General features: G+C 73.2%; 13 protein-coding genes. 7 read left to right on the top strand and 6 right to left on the bottom strand.

Annotation, left to right across the window (positions count from 1 at the left end; translation table 11 throughout):
- The first annotated feature begins 197 nt into the window (after positions 1-197).
- The 6 genes from ACFVH0_RS20835 to ACFVH0_RS20810 all read left to right on the top strand — a co-directional run bounded on the left by ACFVH0_RS20835 (position 198) and on the right by ACFVH0_RS20810 (position 6,522).
- The gene (locus ACFVH0_RS20835; RefSeq protein ID WP_385822144.1) at positions 198-1,109 is read left to right on the top strand and encodes a SigB/SigF/SigG family RNA polymerase sigma factor; all 912 of its coding nucleotides are present in this window, start codon (positions 198-200) and stop codon (positions 1,107-1,109) included.
- A gap of 251 nt (positions 1,110-1,360) precedes the next feature.
- Positions 1,361-1,462, top strand: coding sequence for a putative leader peptide (locus ACFVH0_RS20830; RefSeq protein WP_385822142.1), 102 nt, complete (start codon positions 1,361-1,363; stop codon positions 1,460-1,462).
- 117 nt (positions 1,463-1,579) lie between these two features.
- On the top strand, positions 1,580-2,563 hold the full coding sequence (locus tag ACFVH0_RS20825) for a TauD/TfdA dioxygenase family protein (protein WP_385822141.1): 984 nt from the start codon (positions 1,580-1,582) through the stop codon (positions 2,561-2,563).
- 61 nt (positions 2,564-2,624) lie between these two features.
- The gene (locus ACFVH0_RS20820; protein ID WP_385822139.1) at positions 2,625-3,986 is read left to right on the top strand and encodes a bifunctional o-acetylhomoserine/o-acetylserine sulfhydrylase; all 1,362 of its coding nucleotides are present in this window, start codon (positions 2,625-2,627) and stop codon (positions 3,984-3,986) included.
- A complete protein-coding gene (locus ACFVH0_RS20815; protein ID WP_385822192.1) occupies positions 3,983-5,158 on the top strand; it encodes a homoserine O-acetyltransferase in 1,176 nt (391 codons plus the stop codon). The genes ACFVH0_RS20820 and ACFVH0_RS20815 overlap by 4 nt, the downstream gene beginning before the upstream one ends.
- 47 nt (positions 5,159-5,205) lie before the next feature.
- Entirely contained in the window at positions 5,206-6,522 is a 1,317-nt protein-coding gene (locus ACFVH0_RS20810; RefSeq protein ID WP_385822137.1) for a sulfite oxidase, read from the top strand.
- A gap of 43 nt (positions 6,523-6,565) precedes the next feature.
- Here the strand turns inward: ACFVH0_RS20810 and ACFVH0_RS20805 are convergent, their stop codons facing one another.
- The 4 genes from ACFVH0_RS20805 to ACFVH0_RS20790 form a co-directional block, all read right to left on the bottom strand.
- Positions 6,566-7,474: an NAD(P)-dependent oxidoreductase gene (locus ACFVH0_RS20805; protein ID WP_385822136.1), complete on the bottom strand. Its 909-nt coding sequence runs from the start codon at positions 7,472-7,474 to the stop codon at positions 6,566-6,568.
- 51 nt (positions 7,475-7,525) lie between these two features.
- Entirely contained in the window at positions 7,526-8,110 is a 585-nt protein-coding gene (locus ACFVH0_RS20800) for an adenosylcobinamide amidohydrolase (protein ID WP_385822134.1), read from the bottom strand.
- Between the two features lie 210 nt (positions 8,111-8,320).
- Entirely contained in the window at positions 8,321-9,556 is a 1,236-nt protein-coding gene (locus ACFVH0_RS20795; protein WP_385822133.1) for a cytochrome P450, read from the bottom strand.
- 272 nt (positions 9,557-9,828) lie between these two features.
- A complete protein-coding gene (locus ACFVH0_RS20790) occupies positions 9,829-9,984 on the bottom strand; it encodes a hypothetical protein (protein ID WP_385822131.1) in 156 nt (51 codons plus the stop codon).
- 280 nt (positions 9,985-10,264) lie between these two features.
- Here ACFVH0_RS20790 and ACFVH0_RS20785 point away from each other — a divergent pair, with 280 nt between their 5' ends.
- Positions 10,265-11,332, top strand: coding sequence for a PRC and DUF2382 domain-containing protein (locus ACFVH0_RS20785; RefSeq protein WP_385822130.1), 1,068 nt, complete (start codon positions 10,265-10,267; stop codon positions 11,330-11,332).
- Between the two features lie 129 nt (positions 11,333-11,461).
- Here ACFVH0_RS20785 and ACFVH0_RS20780 read toward each other — a convergent pair whose 3' ends face one another.
- Together ACFVH0_RS20780 and ACFVH0_RS20775 are read right to left on the bottom strand one after the other, a co-directional pair.
- On the bottom strand, positions 11,462-12,259 hold the full coding sequence (locus ACFVH0_RS20780) for an ABC transporter ATP-binding protein (RefSeq protein ID WP_385822128.1): 798 nt from the start codon (positions 12,257-12,259) through the stop codon (positions 11,462-11,464).
- On the bottom strand, positions 12,256-13,290 hold the full coding sequence (locus ACFVH0_RS20775; RefSeq protein ID WP_385822127.1) for a FecCD family ABC transporter permease: 1,035 nt from the start codon (positions 13,288-13,290) through the stop codon (positions 12,256-12,258). Before ACFVH0_RS20775 ends, ACFVH0_RS20780 begins: the two co-directional genes overlap by 4 nt.
- Between the last annotated feature and the right edge of the window lie 39 nt (positions 13,291-13,329).

Raw genomic sequence — 13,329 nt, 5'->3', positions numbered from 1 at the left:
GGTTCCGCGTTCCCGCACGCGCCCGGCCCGCACGAATCCCGGATGTGCCGGGGGACGGCGGGGATGACTCGGGAGCACGACGATTCCCGGCCAATCGCCGCCGTGTGACGTGATCAACTCGCGCTCCCGCGCATGGGAATTGCCTCCTGGGGCATGCGCATACACCTCATGGGATACGACCTGGGGAGCGTGACGGGATGACGGCGCACACTGCGCGGACCGCCGGTACGGAGCGAGCGGAGGGCCACAGCTCGACACAGGCGGACGTGCCGACCGAGGACCTCGGCGGGCTGCCGTGGATCGAGGACGCGGGCAAGATCGCCCCTTGTGACGCGCGCGAACTGTCCAGGCTGTTCTTCGGCCGCCTCCAGGCGCTGGAGGAGGGAACCGCCGCCCATCAGTACGCGCGCAACACCCTCATCGAGATGAACCTGTCCCTCGTGAGGTTCGCCGCGGGACGGTTCCGCAACCGGGGCGGGGGTGGCGACATGGAGGACATCGTCCAGGTCGGCACCATCGGGCTGATCAAGGCCATCGACCGGTTCGAGCTCTCCCGCGAGGTCGAGTTCACCTCCTTCGCGGTTCCGTACATCACCGGGGAGATCAAACGATTCTTCCGTGACACCACCTGGGCCGTGCATGTCCCGCGCCGGCTCCAGGAGTTGCGGGTGGACATCGCCAGGACCAAGGAATCGCTCGTCACGGAACTCGACCGCGACCCCACCGTCCCGGAGCTCGCCGAGCATATGGGGCTGAGCGAGGAAGAGGTCACCGAGGGCATCGTGGCGGCCAATGGGTACGCGGCCGGCTCGCTGGACATGCCCGCCGACCCCTCGGAAGCGGGGCGGCGCCACGCCCCGGGGCGCACCTTCGCCGATGTCCTGGGCGGTCCGGATCCCGCGCTGGAGACGGTCGAGAATCTGCACACGCTCGCGCCGCTGCTGGGATGCCTCGACGCGCGCGAGCGTCGCATCATCGACATGCGTTTCGGCCAGGAGATGACCCAGGCCAGGATCGGCGCCGAACTGGGCATCTCGCAGATGCATGTGTCGCGGCTGATCAGCAGAATTCTGCGGAAGCTCCGCAACGGGATGCTCGTCGAGGAGTAACCCGGGTACTGCGGCCGTACATTGCGGCCGAATGAATTCCGTCGCCGCCGCCGGGCCGCTGGGCGACCCGCCGCCACCGGCCTCCACCCCACGGGGCAAGAGGTGCCCGTTCGCAGGTCGGAGGCGGTCCGGCGGCGGAATCGAGGGGCGGCCGGCGGCGGCACGGCGGGTTCCGCCGGGCCGTGGCGGACCCGGCCGCCCGCACGGAAGTGCGGTTGACGCCTGCGGGAGCCGCTGACACGCTCACCGCCATGCCCGCGACTCCGGTCCTCGTCTCGCGGCGCCACGTCGATCTGGGACGCCTCGCGTCCGCCGCGTGTCGCCGCGGTTCCCGCTGCGCGCCGCTCCGTTGAGCAGCTGAGCTGCACCGGCGCCACCGCAGCGACGATTCCCCACCCGCGTCCGGCCCTTCCGCCGGACTGCCGGGCTGCGCACGCCCCCGAATCGTTCCGCTCGGAAAGGTCTCCGCCATGACCTCCGCACCCGCCGTCGAGCCTGCTTCCTCCTTCCCCGCATCCGCATCCGCGTCCACCGATCCGGCCGTCACCGTCCGCAGGCTGGGCGGCCGCATCGGCGCCGTGATCTCCGGTGTCCGCCTCGGCGGCGGACTCGACCCCGCCGTGGTCTCCGCCGTCCGCGCCGCGATCCTGGAACACAAAGTCGTCTTCTTCCGGGACCAGGACCATCTGGACGAGGCGGGCCACGAGGCGTTCGGCCGGCTGCTCGGCACGCCGGTCGCCCACCCGACCGTCCCGTCCGCGGACGGCCGCTACGCACTCCTCATCGGCTCCGAGCACGGCGGCCGGGCCAACCAGTGGCACACCGATGTCACCTTCGTGCCCGCCTATCCGGCCTTCTCCGTCCTGCGTGCCGTGACCATCCCCCCGTACGGCGGGAACACCCTGTGGTCCAACACCGCGGCCGCGTACGCCGGACTGCCCGCACCACTGCGAGCGCTCGCCGGCTCGCTGCGCGCCGTCCACTCCAACGACTACGACTACGCGGCGGTGCGCCCGAGCGCACGGCCCGAGGAATTCGCCCAGCACCGCGAGGTGTTCACCTCCATCAAGTTCCGCACCGAGCACCCGGTGGTCCGCGTCCATCCCGAGACGGGTGAACGGGCGCTGCTCCTCGGCAGCTTCGTCCAGCGGATCGAGGGTCTCACCGGCCGTGACTCCCGGGTACTGACCGAACTGTTCCAGTCCCACATCGAGCGCCCTGAGAACACCGTGCGATGGCGGTGGCGGACCGGCGACGTCGCCATCTGGGACAACCGCGCGACCCAGCACTACGGCGTGGACGACTCCGACGACCACGACCGCAGCCTGCGCCGGGTCACGATCGACGGCGACATCCCGGTCGGCACGGACGGCCGCCGCTCCGTCCTGCTCAGCCCGGACGAGGTCCCGGCACCGGGCTTCGGCATCGCATCCGGCGCCTCCACCGCCGCCTGACTCACACCCGCTCACACATCCGCGCCCACGCGCCCCGAGAGACCACCGTGCGAGGAACACCATGAGCCAGCCCGTCGACTCCGTCACCGCAGGCCACACCGCCGAGGACCCAGACCGGCAGGACGCCGGTCCCGCCTGGTCCTTCGAGACCAAGCAGATCCACTCGGGAGCCGCCCCGGATCCGGCGACCGGCGCCCGTGCGGTGCCGATCTACCAGACGTCGTCCTTCGTCTTCCGGGACACCCAGCACGCCGCGGACCTGTTCTCGCTCGCCGAGCCGGGCAACATCTACACCCGGATCCACAACCCCACCCAGGACGTGCTGGAGCAGCGGATCGCCGCCCTGGAGGGCGGGGTCGCCGCGGTGGCGCTCGCCTCCGGTCAGGCGGCCGAGACGCTCGCCCTGCTGACACTGGCCGGCGCCGGCGACCACATCGTCTCCTCCACCTCGCTGTACGGCGGCACGTACAACCTGCTGCGGCACACGCTCCCCCGGTTCGGCATCGAGGTGTCCTTCGTGGACGACCCGGACGACACCGCCGCGTGGGCCGCAGCCATCCGCCCCAACACCAAGGCCCTGTTCGCGGAGACGCTGGGCAACCCGCGCGGCGACGTGCTCGACATCCGGGCGGTCGCCGACACCGCGCACGCGGCCGGGGTGCCGCTGATCGTCGACAACACCGTGCCCACCCCGTACCTGCTGCGTCCGATCGAGCACGGCGCGGACATCGTCGTGCACTCGGCGACGAAGTTTCTCGGCGGGCACGGCACCACCATCGGCGGTGTGGTGGTGGACGGCGGGACGTTCGACTTCGGCGCGCATCCCGGGCGGTTCCCGGACTTCGCCTCCCCCGACCCGAGCTACCACGGGCTGCGCTACTGGCCGGACCTGGGGCCGGGCGCCTTCGCGGTGAAGCTCCGCGTCCAGCTGCTGCGCGACCTCGGCCCCGCCCTCTCCCCGCACTCCGCCTTCCTGCTGCTCCAGGGCGTGGAGACGCTGAGCCTCCGGCTCGAACGGCACACCGCCAATGCCCTGGCCCTGGCCGAGTGGCTGGAGCGGCGCGACGAGGTGTCGGCGGTGCACTACGCCGGTCTCGCGTCGAGCCGGTGGTACGAGGCGGGGCGCCGCTATCTGCCGCGCGGCGCCGGGGCCGTGCTCTCCTTCGAGCTGCGGGACGGGGTCGAGGCGGGCAAGCGGTTCGTGGACGCGGTCGAGCTGTTCAGCCACCTCGCCAACATCGGCGACGTACGGAGCCTGATCATCCACCCGGCGTCGACCACGCACAGCCAGCTGACCGAGGAACAGCTCGCCGCCACCGGAGCGACCGCCGGGCTGGTGCGCCTCTCGGTGGGCCTGGAGAACGTGGACGACCTCAAGGCCGATCTGGAGACCGGGTTCCGGGCGGCGAAGGCGGCGTCCTGAACCGCGCGGCCCCCTCCCCCGCGCTTCCCCTCCCGCCGGCCACCGGAGGCCGGCGGGAGGGGGATCCGCCCGGCCGCCGCTCCTGGGTGCTGTTGGACCGTCCGCTGCCGCTGGAGGCCGGCGGTGCACTGCCGGGCGTGCGCATGGCCTACGAGACCTGGGGGCGCCGGGCCCCGGACGGTTCCAACGCGGTGCTGGTGCTGCACGCCCTCACGGGTGACAGCCATGTGGCGGGGCCCGCGGGCCCCGGGCATCCCACGGCCGGCTGGTGGGACGCGCTGGTCGGCCCCGGGAAGGCGCTGGACACCGGGCGCTGGTTCGTCGTCGCGCCCAATGTGCTCGGTGGCTGCCAGGGCAGTACGGGGCCGTCCTCGCAACGCCCGGAAGGGCCCCGCTGGGGTGGCGACTTCCCGTATCTGACGATCCGTGACCAGGTGGCCGCGGAGGCCGCGCTGGCCGATGCGCTGGGCGTCGTCGGCTGGGCGGCGGTGATCGGCGGGTCGATGGGTGGTATGCGGGCGCTGGAGTGGGCGGTGAGCCGGCCGGAGCGCACCGGATCGCTGCTGGTACTCGCGGCGCCCGCGGCCGCGTCGGCGGAACAGATCGCCTGGGGGTCGCTGCAGACCTCCGCGATCCGCTCCGATCCGGGCTGGCACGGCGGTCACTACCATGACGCGCCGCCGGGCGGGGGCCCGCACCGGGGCCTCGGTCTGGCCCGCCGGATCGCCCATGTGACGTACCGCAGCGAGCCCGAACTCGGGGCCCGGTTCGGCGGCGCGGCGCAGCCGGGCGAGCAGCCCTGGCACGGTGGGCGGTACGCGGTGGAGTCGTATCTCGACCATCACGCGGCCAAGTTGGTGCACCGCTTCGACGCCGGCAGCTATGTCACACTGACGGATTCGATGAGCGGGCACGACGTCGGACGCGGGCGCGGCGGCGTCGCCCGGGCGCTCAGCCGTGCACGGATGCCGGCCCTGATCGCGGGCGTCGACTCCGACCGGCTCCATCTTCCCTCGCAGCAGTCGCAGTTGGCGGCGTTGCTGCCCGGAGCGGACCGGCTCAGGATGATTCACTCGCCCCATGGGCACGACGGGTTCCTGATCGAGACGGACCAGGTCGGGCACCTGGTCCGGGAATTGCTCTCCGTTCCACGCGATACCCGGCCCAACTGATGCACCGTCATCCACCCCGCGCTCTTGTCCGTCCCCTGGAGTCGTTCATGAGATACGTTCCGCCGTCCGAGGCCGACTACGACGGGCTGCGGCTGCGTCAGTGGTCGCGCGGTGCCGCCCGGTCCGCCGGGATCGACCGGCGTGATCTGCTGAGGCTGGTGGCGGCCGCCCCGGCGACCGGGCCTCTCGCCGGGCTCGCCGCTCCCGCGCACGCGTCGCCCGCCGGCGCCGCCCCGTCCGCCCCGTCCGCCCCGTCCGCCCCGTCCGCCCCGTCCGCCCCGTCCGCCCCGGGGATCGTGAAACCCCTGCCGTCCGAGGTGTTCACCGTGCGCGGCACCAACGCCGAGACGAACTTCGCGGCGCTGCGCCGGACCGGTCTCCTCACCCCGGCCGACCGTTTCTTCGTACGCAATCACACCGTCACCCCGCGGATCGACGCGGCGGACTGGCGGCTGACCGTGTGGGGCAGTGGGCTGACGGGCCCCGCCGCGGAGTTCACGTACGACGAACTGCGCGCCCTGCCGCCGGTCACCCGCACCGCGTTCGTCGAGTGCGCGGGCAACGCCCGCAGCTACTACGCGACCCAGCAGAACCAGCAGGTGAGCGGCACCGCCTGGACGCTGGGCGCGATCGGTACGGCCCGCTGGCGCGGGGCGCGGCTCGCCGATGTGCTCCGGCTGGCCGGCATCGGCCGAAACGCGGTCGACGTGCTGCCGCGCGGTCTGGACGACGAGGTGGTCAGCGACGGGATCGCGCTGGGGCGGGTGCGCAGGCCGCTGCCGGTGTCGAAGGCGCTGGACGACGTGGTGCTCGCGTACGAGATGAACGGCCGGCCGCTGCCACCGGATCACGGTCATCCGGTACGGCTGATCGTGCCGTCCTGGGTGGGCATCGCCAACATCAAGTGGGTCGGTGACATCGAGGTGAGCGCAGAGCCCCTGGTCTCCCCGTGGAACACCGGCCTCTACCGGCTGTTCGGCGCCGGCTATCCGCCGGAGGGCAGTGCGCCGCTGACCCGGCAGACGCTGAAGAGCGCGTTCGAGTTGGCGCCCGGGGCGTCGTTCCCGGCCGGCCGGCGCCAGGTGCTGACGGGGCGCTCGTGGTCGGGCGGGGCGCCCGTGCGCACGGTAGAGGTCAGCACCGACGGCGGTGTCCGGTGGCGGCGCGCCCGGCTGCGTGACGAGCCGAGGAGCGGGAGCTGGGTCCGCTGGTCGGCCGACTGGCTGCCGGGCGCCCCGGGGCCGTCCGTGCTGCTGGCGCGGGCGACGGACCGGACAGGCCGTACCCAGCCCGAGATCGCCGTCCACAACACGCAGGGCTATCTCTTCGATGCCGTGGTCCGGCACGAGGTGCGGGTCGTCTGACGGTTGCGGGGCCGGGGCCGCCCGCGCCACGCGGGGCGGGGCTTCAGTCGTCCTCCCGCCCCGGGGCCCGGCCCGCGTAGTAGGTGGCGATCATGTCCTCGCCGCCGTGTCCCGCCGCCTCGGCCCGTACGAAGCGGTCGGCCGACGCAGCGACCAGGTCCAGCCGCACCCCCGCCGACTGTGCCGCGTCCAGGATGAGGCGGGTGTCCTTGAGCGCGGTGGACAGGGTGAAGCTCGGGGTGAGGTCGCCGGAGAGGACGGCGGCGGACTTGCCCTGCAGATAGGCGGAGTCCATCGGGCCGCCCTTCATGACGTCGAGGAACGTCTGCGGCTCGATGCCCAGCCCTTCCGCGAGGTTGAGGCATTCCGCGATGTTGCTGACCATGGTGACCACCCAGGTGTTGACCACCAGCTTCAGCCGCGAGGCTGCTCCCGGCGCCTCACCCAGCCAGACGGTGCGCTGCCCGACCGCGTTCAGCACCGGGTCGACCGTCGCGCGGACGGCGGAGGGGCCGGAGACGAAGACCGTCAACGCGCCTTGTTCCGCGGGCTGTTTGGTGCCGGAGACCGGTGCGTCGAGATAGACCAGGCCCAGGTCCGCGGCGCGCTGGGCGAGGTCGGCGGTGGCGTCGATCCCGACCGTCGAGCTCTGGAGCAGGACCTGGCCGGCGTGCACTCCCCCGGACGCGGCGGCGAGCGCGGCGGCGACGGAGGGTCCGTCGCTGAGCATGGTGACGACGACATCCGCGCCGCGTACGGCTTCCTCGGCCGTCCCGGTGACCACTGCGCCGTCGGCGGCGAGCGGGGCCGCCCTGGACTGCGTACGGTTCCAGGCGCGTACGTCGAGTCCGGCCCGCAGCAGGCTCCGGGCCATTCCCGAGCCCATGATTCCGGTACCGAGAACGGCGACGACCGGCCGGTCCGCGGTGGCGTCCGCGGTGCTCGATGTCATGAGGGGGCTCCCTTCGTCGGCCGCGCCCGGGGCGGATCGCGGCGTGGTCTCTCAGGATTGCCGCAGCGCGCCCTCCAGGACGGCAGCGTGCACGGCCCTGGCGAGTCGCGCGCCCCACGGGGAGCGCGGTCCCGCGAAGGGTTCGGCGGGTGCCGGGCCCGGTGACGGGGCGGCGATGCAGACGGCGTCCGTGGGGGTGCCCGAGCAGTCCAGGCCCGCGTCCAGGAGCGCCTGGACCTTGGCCTCGGTGGCGGTGGCGACGGCGTTGACGAGTGCGGCGTCGGAGAGCGGGACGGGGACGGTGACGACGATGTTGACCGTGCCGGGGCACGGCGGCCCCCCGGTGCCTTCCTCGGGGGCGGCGGCCCAGCCGCGTACGCCGAGTCCGCAGGTGGCGGTCGCCGTCACGCCCGCGTCGGCGGCGACCGTGTACGCGGTGACGTCGGCGGCCGTCATCAGCCCGGAACCGGGTCCGGTGAGGTGTTCGGCGGCGGCGATCTCGGCGAGGTGCCGGTCGGGGTCCAGGCGCGGGTAGCCGCCGGGCACCTGGGCGTTGAGTATCCAGTCGCGCGGGCCGATGCCGCCGCCGAGCACGGCGCTGCCGCACACCCGCCACCCCGGCCCGAGCCGCCACACCAGATGGTGCAGCTCCGTGCCGTCCTCGTGCCGGGCCAGCAGTTCGCCGCGCTGCCCGGGCAGCCGGATGCGTTCGGAACGGATGGGGCACCCCCGGTGGCACGGCAGGACGACGGTCGGCTCTTGGCCCGTCGATCATATGTGCCGGCATATGCAACGGGCGGCGGCTGTCGTACGTGGCGGGGGGCGCGGGGCGTACGGGCGCGGGAGCTACCGGCGGAGCCGCACCGGGAGCAGGCCGGTGCTGTTGCCGACGAAGCCCGGGTGGTGGGGCAGCGTGGCCTCGGGGACGGCGAGTTCCAGTTCCGGGAAGCGGCCGAACAGCCGCTCAAGGGCGATGGTGGCCTCCATGCGGGCGAGCGGCGCGCCGAGGCAGTAGTGCGGGCCGTGGCCGAGCGAGAGGTGCCGGGCGGCGGTCCGGCGGGCGGGCCTGGTCACGTCGAACCGGTCGGCGTCGGGTCCGTGGGCGGCCTTGTCCCGCCCGGCGGCGGAGTAACCGGCGAGCACGGGGGTGCCCCGCGGGATGACGGTGCCGTCGAGGGTGAGGTCCCGGGTGGGGTAGCGGAACGGGAAGTAGCTGACCGGGCTGTCCCAGCGCAGCGTCTCCTCCACCACGTCTGCCCAGGTGACCTGGCCGGAGACGGCGAGCCGGAGCTGGTCGGGGTGGGCGCACAGCGCCCGTACGGCGTTGGTGATGAGGTTCAGCGTGGTTTCGTGCCCCGCGATGATCAGCAGGAGCAGGGTGCCGATGAGTTCGTGCTGTCCGAGCCGGCCCCCGCCCTCGTCGCGGGCGGCGATCAGTGCGCTGGTCAGGTCGTCGCCGGGCCGCTCCGCACGGGCGGCGGCGACCGCTGCGAGCAGGGCCACCAGTTCGCGGTTGGCGGCCATCGCCTCCTCGGGGCCGGTATCGGTCGCGACCACCCGGCCGGACAGGTGGTGCAGCCGGTCCTGGTGCTCGGCCTCCACACCGAGCAGTTCGCAGATGACGCCCATCGGCAGCGGCAGGGCGTACCGGGCGCGCAGATCCACCGTTCCGTCGCCCTCGGCGGCGGCGCGGTCGACGTCGTCGAGCAGTTCCGCGGTCACCGTCTCGATCCGGGGCCGCAGCTCTGCCACCCGCCGGGCGGTGAACACGTTGCCGACCAGTGAGCGCAGCCGTCGGTGGTCGTCGCCGTCGGCCGTGGTCATGCCCTGCACGGTGGCGAAGGTCCTGAGCGGCCAGCCGTCCGGGATGCGGCCCTCGGCCAGTTCGGTGAAGTGCTGTGCGCCCTTGGCCACGTCGGGGTGGGCGAGGAATTCCTTGAGCGCGTCGTGTCCGAGCACCACCGCCCCGGCCACATCGCCGGGGAGCACGACGGCTGCCACGCTTCCCCGGGCCAGCAGCACGGCGTTGTCCGCGTGCGGGCAGCCGCCGGCGGGGTTCAGGCGGTGCGGGGTGCCGGTCATCGGGGTCTCCAGACGCTGGTGGGCCGGTGGCCGGTGCCCGACGGGCCAGGTGGGCGGCAGCCTGTTCGGACGGTGCCGATCCTACGGTCGACGGCACCGGCGGGAGGGCATGTTCCCGGAGTTCACAACGGCTTGCGCACGGTGAGGAGTTCATGCGGTTACCGCTTGGTGGCACTCCCCGCGTGCCGGTCGTCGGTCAGGTGCCACGGCCGTCGGCGAGGGGCCCGGTCCGACGGCGGCCACCGCATATCCGGCCGTCGCGAGCGGGACGGTCAACTGCCCGTGCCGGGCCCGGTTTCGAGCACCCGGCTCCGCGGGGCCGGACCGGCCGGGTCCACGATCCCCGCGACCGGCTCGGACGGATGGCGCCGGCGCATCCGTCCGTGCAGTTCCGCGTCCTCGTCGGATGTGCCGCGCAATGTGTTCATGCCCGCGGAAAGCCGGCCGCATCCTCCCGGTTCCGCGGCGTGGCGGCACCCGGCCGCCCGCCGGCACACACTCCCTTCGCTTCACTCGATTGGCCTAACACGGGAACGAGGCGCCCACCGCCGTGGCAGGCGGTCACCACCGAACCGCCGAGCATGCGGCAGCCGGGCTCCGCGGCCCGGGAGGTTGCAGCGTCCATCCGGGTGAGGCGCGATGGAATGCGGACGCGCCTCCCCTGATGGCCCCCGCCACAGGACGCGCCCGGACGAGGAGGAATCGGTCATGGGAGCCGCTGACGGTTTCACGGATTCCGGAGAGCTCGACGGCCTGACGGTGTACGACACCGACGGCGAGAAGGTCGGCAGTGTGGGCCGGGTGTATGTCGACGACAACACCGGCCGGCCGGACTGGATAACGGTGAAGACCGGCCTGTTCGGCATGAAGGAGAGTTTCGTTCCGCTCGCCGGAGCCCGCCGCGTCGGATCCGATCTGCACATCTCGCATCCGAAGGAGCGGGTCAAGGACGCCCCCCGGGTGGACGCCGACGCGCATCTGTCCGTGGCGGAGGAGGAAGAGCTCTACAAGCACTACGGCCTCGCCAGGAACACCACCGCGAAGCTCGGCGACCGGCCGGGCACGGCGAGGACGACGTCCGGGACGGGCACCACGGCCATGGGTGCCGCGGGAGCAGCCGGGGCCATGGGTGCGGCCGGCGCCGGACGCGCCACCGGGTCCGACAGAACGGCCACGACCGGCACCGCCGCCTCCGGTACGGGCACGGCCCGGACCACCTCGTCCGGCATGGCCGGGACCGGGACCGGCACGGGCCAGGGCAGGCACCGCGACGCCGGGGCGGCCGCCGGCACCTCGCGTCCCCTCGTCGGCGCCGGGGCGGGCGCCGAACGGTCCGCCGCCGACCTGGGCAGCAAGGAGGAGATGATCCGCTCCGAGGAGCAACTCCACGTCGGCACCGAGGAGTACGAGAGCGGAACGGCCCGGCTGCACAAGTACGTCGTCACCGAGAACGTCACCAGGACCGTGCCGGTGACGCACGAAGAGGTGCGGCTGGTCCGCGAACCGCTCCAGCCCGGCGAGAAGGCGGCGGACCGTGCCGGCATCCGCGAGCAGGACGTCGAGGTCACCCTGCACGCGGAACGACCGACCACGCGGAAGGAGACCGTGGCCGTCGAGCGGGTACGGATGGAGACCAAGAAGGTGACCGAACAGAAGGAGGTCTCCGCCGAACTCCGCAAGGAGCAGATCGACTACGCGGACGACACCGGTATGGGCGGGAAGGGCATGGGAGGCAAGGACGCGGGAGGCGACCTCGGCCGGGGACGCCGCCGCTGACCCGTCGAGCCCCTCCCACCCCACGCACCGCGGCGAACCGCCGCATCCGGAAAAAACGGGCGGACCCACGCCATGCGGTGCCGGGTCCGCCCGCTCGCCGTAGCGGCCCCCCGCACCAGGCCCCGGCCGCTACCTCCCGGCAGGCCGCCCCGGCAGGAACCGCACCGAGGGCCGTCCGTCCGGGCCGTCCGGCGTGACGCGCGCCGCGACCCGGTAGACGTCGGCGATCAGCTCCTCGGTGATCACCTCCGAGGGGGTTCCCGCGGCCACCACCCGCCCCTCCTTCAGCACGGCGATCCGGTCGCAGAACATCGCGGCCAGATTGAGGTCGTGCAGCGCGATCACACCGGTCAGCGGAAGCGAGGCGATCAGCGCCAGGAGCTCCAGCTGGTGCTGGATGTCGAGGTGGTTCGTCGGCTCGTCGAGCAGCAGCTCACGTGGCTGCTGGGCCAGTGCGCGCGCGATCTGGACGCGTTGGCGTTCGCCCCCGGAGAGGGTGTGCCAGGACTGGTCGCCGCGGTCGGCGAGACCGGTCCGGGCGAGCGCCTCGCGTACCGCTTCGTCGTCCGCCCCGTTCGGCGCCGACCAGGCCCTGCGGTGCGGGATGCGCCCGAGCCGTACCACGTCCAGCACGCTCAGCTCGACCTGGGTGACGGCGTGCTGGTCGACCACGGCGACGCGCTGGGCGACGGTGCGGCGGCCGATCTCGGTGAGCCGCAGTCCGTCGAGGGTGACCACGCCGGTCTCCGGGGCGAGGACTCCTGCCAGCACCCGCAGCAGGGTCGACTTGCCGGATCCGTTCGGTCCGATCAGCCCCACGGTGGCGCCGGGGCCCGGGGCGAGGTCGGCCCCGTCGAGGATGAGGCGGCCGCCCGCCGACCGGCTGACCCGTTCGGCGCGCAGTCCCGGGCCGGCCGCGTCCGTCATGTGGTCCTCCGGGTGCGGTGGAGGACCAGGACGAACGCGGGCACTCCGATCAGCGCGGTGACCACTCCCACGGGCACCTCCTGCGGGTCGAGCACGGTCCTGGCGAGGGTGTCGACCCAGACCAGGAACACGGCTCCGGCCAGCGCCGTCACCGGCAGCAGCCGCCGGTGCCCGGAACCGGCGAGGGCCCGGGCTGCGTGCGGCAGCACCAGTCCGACGAAACCGATGGCACCGGCCGAACTGACCAGCGCGGCGGTCAGCAGCGCGGTCGTGCACAGCAGCACGATCCGGGTGCGCGCGACATTGACGCCGAGCGTGGCGGCGGCGTCCTGGCCGAACGCGAAGGCGTCGAGCGTACGGGCATGGCCCAGGCAGACCAGCAGCGTCACGGCGAGCACGGCGGCGCAGATCCACACATCCATCCAGCCGACCCCGCTGAGCGAGCCGAGCAGCCAGAACAGCACCCCGCGGGTCTGCTCGGCGTCGGCGGCGGTCATCACGACGAAGGAGGTGAGCGCGGAGAACAGCTGCATGGCCGCGACACCGGAGAGCACCACCCGGTCCGTCGTGCCGCCCAGGGTGTGGCTGAGCAGCAGCACCAGGGCGAACGAGCACAGCGCCCCGATGAACGCGCCGGTCGAGATCGACACCGCTCCCCCGCCGACGCCGAGGACGACGACCACGACCGCTCCGGTGGACGCGCCGGAGGAGACGCCGAGGACGAACGGATCGGCGAGCGGGTTGCGGAGCAGGGACTGCATGACGGTGCCGCAGACCGCGAGCCCGGCGCCGCACACCGCGGCGAGCAGGGTGCGCGGCATGCGCAGGTTCCAGATGATGCCGTCCCGGATCGGGGAGAGCCGCGAATCGCCTCCACCGAGGTGGGCGGCCACCGCGGACCAGACGTCGGCCACCGAGACGCGTGCGGGTCCGATGGTGACGGCGACCGCGACGGAGACGGCGAGCAGCGCGAGGCCGCAGGCCCACAGGACCCCGCCGCGCAGCCGTCGTACGCCCGTCGTGACGCTCACCGTCGTGACGGCGGCCGGTGGCGCGGTCACCCTCGTGCC

The sequence above is a fragment of the Streptomyces sp. NPDC127117 genome, from assembly GCF_042677325.1.
In the GTDB taxonomy this organism is placed as follows: Bacteria; Actinomycetota; Actinomycetes; order Streptomycetales; family Streptomycetaceae; genus Streptomyces.
The sequence above is the reverse complement of the archived record's forward strand: the minus strand, read 5'-3'. Positions and strand labels throughout refer to the sequence as shown.